Genomic DNA, 1511 nt, shown 5'->3' on the forward strand with positions numbered 1-1511 from the left:
CCTATCTGACTTTCTCACTGCTTGGGCGCACACTTCCATCCGTGCGCATTCCTTATCCTTCTGCGTTCCCCCATCGCTCATAACGATCATGAGGTGGTACAGGAATATCAACCTGTTGTCCATCGCCTACGCCTGTCGGCCTCGGCTTAGGTCCCGACTAACCCTGAGAGGACGAGCCTTCCTCAGGAAACCTTAGGCATTCGGTGAAAGAGATTCTCACTCTTTTTTCGCTACTCATACCGGCATTCTCACTTCTAAGCGCTCCACCAGTCCTCACGGTCTGACTTCACAGCACTTAGAACGCTCTCCTACCATTGTTCGGAAGAACAATCCGCAGCTTCGGTGATACGTTTAGCCCCGGTACATTTTCGGCGCAGAGTCACTCGACCAGTGAGCTATTACGCACTCTTTAAATGGTGGCTGCTTCTAAGCCAACATCCTGGTTGTCTGGGCAACTCCACATCCTTTTCCACTTAACGTATACTTTGGGACCTTAGCTGGCGGTCTGGGCTGTTTCCCTCTCGACTACGAATCTTATCACCCGCAGTCTGACTCCCAAAAAGAAGTAGCTGGCATTCGGAGTTTGACTGAATTCGGTAACCCGGTGAGGGCCCCTAGTCCAATCAGTGCTCTACCTCCAGTACTCTATTTTTGAGGCTAGCCCTAAAGCTATTTCGGAGAGAACCAGCTATCTCCGTGTTCGATTGGCATTTCACCCCTACCCACACCTCATCCCCGCATTTTTCAACATACGTGGGTTCGGGCCTCCAGTCAGTGTTACCTGACCTTCACCCTGGACATGGGTAGATCACACGGTTTCGGGTCTACGACCACATACTCATTCGCCCTATTCAGACTCGCTTTCGCTGCGGCTCCGTGTCTTCCACTTAACCTTGCATGTAATCGTAACTCGCCGGTCCATTCTACAAAAGGTACGCCGTCACTCATAAATGAGCTCCGACTACTTGTAAGCGCACGGTTTCAGGTTCTCTTTCACTCCCCTCCCGGGGTGCTTTTCACCTTTCCCTCACGGTACTGGTTCACTATCGGTCACTAGGGAGTATTTAGCCTTGGGAGATGGTCCTCCCGGATTCCGACGGAATTCCACGTGTTCCGCCGTACTCAGGATACACTCCGGAGGAAACTCTTTTTCGATTACAGGGCTGTTACCTTCTATGGCTGATCTTTCCAGATCGATTCATCTAAAGAATTTCTTTGTAACTCCAATGGAGTGTCCTACAACCCCAGTAAGCAAGCTTACTGGTTTGGGCTCGTTCCGTTTCGCTCGCCGCTACTTGGGAAATCGCATTTGCTTTCTCTTCCTCTGGGTACTGAGATGTTTCAGTTCCCCAGGTCTGCCTCGTATACCCTATGTATTCAGGTATACGTACTGTCCCATTACGGACAGTGGGTTGCCCCATTCGGAGATCTCCGGATCAACGTTTACTTACAACTACCCGGAGCATATCGGTGTTAGTCCCGTCCTTCATCAGCTCCTAGTGCCAAGGCAT

The 1511-nt window shown here is 50.9% G+C and carries 1 rRNA gene; it reads right to left on the minus strand.

Going from position 1 to position 1511, the window contains the following annotated elements:
- A 23S ribosomal RNA gene (locus L3V42_RS17970) occupies nt 1–1511 on the minus strand; the annotation flags it as partial.

Origin of the sequence: Oceanobacillus alkalisoli, from assembly GCF_022213125.1 — a bacterium.
Lineage (GTDB): Bacteria > Bacillota > Bacilli > Bacillales > Amphibacillaceae > Oceanobacillus > Oceanobacillus alkalisoli.